General features: G+C 69.9%; 1 pseudogene. It reads left to right on the top strand.

Annotation, left to right across the window (positions count from 1 at the left end):
* Nucleotides 1–74: 74 nt before the first annotated feature.
* Nucleotides 75–1,149 (top strand): annotated as a pseudogene (locus IH13_RS39050) (ISL3 family transposase); the annotation flags it as partial.

The raw sequence follows: 1,149 nt of genomic DNA, 5'->3' as shown, positions 1-1,149 counted from the left end.
GGGTCTGTCAAACGAGCGGCTCTGTCCCGTAGTCGGTGGTGACGCCGGGTAGCTTTCGTGATCATGGTCGCGTGATGGATGTGAACTCCCTTATAGCGACGGTGTTTTCGGGGTTGTCGGCGTTGGTCGTGGAGGGCGTGACGGACGGCGGTGACGTGGTGGTGGTCACGGCCCGCACCCGGCAAGAGGCGGTTCCGTGTCCGGTGTGCGGAACGCCGACGGCGAAGGTGCACGGGTACTACGGCCGGATGGTGACGGACGTGCCGGTCGATAACCGCCCGGTCGTCGTCCGCGTCCGGGGCCGGCGGCTGGTCTGTCCCGTGCTGGGCTGTCGACGGCAGACCTTCCGCGAGCAGATTGCCGGGTTGACGGAGCGCCATCAGCGCCGGACAGTGCGGCTGGCGGGCCAGATATCGCAGGTGGCACGGGAGTTATGCGGCCGGGCGGCGGCACGCATGGCTGCCCTGCTGGCCATGCCCGTTTCCCGCAGCACCGCGTTGCGCCATCTGCGGCCTGCCGGTGCCGCAGCAGGTGGTCCCGCAAGTGATCGGCGTGGACGACTTCGCCCTGCGCCGCCGACACCGATACGCCACGATCATCACGGATGCCGAGACCGGCCGACGCGTCGCGGTCCTGCCCGACCGCGAGGCGGCCACCCTCGAGTCCTGGCTGCGGGAGCACGGCAGTGGTGTCGAGGTCGTGTGCCGGGACGGATCGGCCACCTACGCCGAGGCTGTCCGCCGCGCCTTGCCCGACGCAGTGCAGGTCAGCGACCGCTGGCACCTCTGGCGGAACCTCTGTGACAAAGTCCAGCTCGAGGTCCGCGCCCATGCAGGCTGCTGGGCCACCATCAACCCGCCCCGCCCCGGCGGAGTACGCGAGCAGACCACGCGCGAACGCTGGAAGAAGATCCACGACCTCCTCGGCCAAGGCGTCGGCCTGCTCGAATGCGCCCGCCGCCTGCAACTGGCCCTAAACACCGTCAAACGCTACGCACGCATGCCCGAACCCACCGCCCTGCGCATCGCCCCCTCCTACCGGCCCACCATCGTCGACCCCTACCGCGACCACCTGCGCGAACGGCGCCAGGCCGACCCCGCCATCCCCGTTCCCCACCTACTGCGCGAGATCCGGGAGCTGGGCTACACC

It is taken from the genome of Streptomyces sp. NRRL WC-3549 (assembly GCF_000721935.1).
Classification (GTDB): Bacteria; Actinomycetota; Actinomycetes; order Streptomycetales; family Streptomycetaceae; genus Streptomyces.
This window is presented reverse-complemented; position numbering and strand designations above follow the sequence as displayed.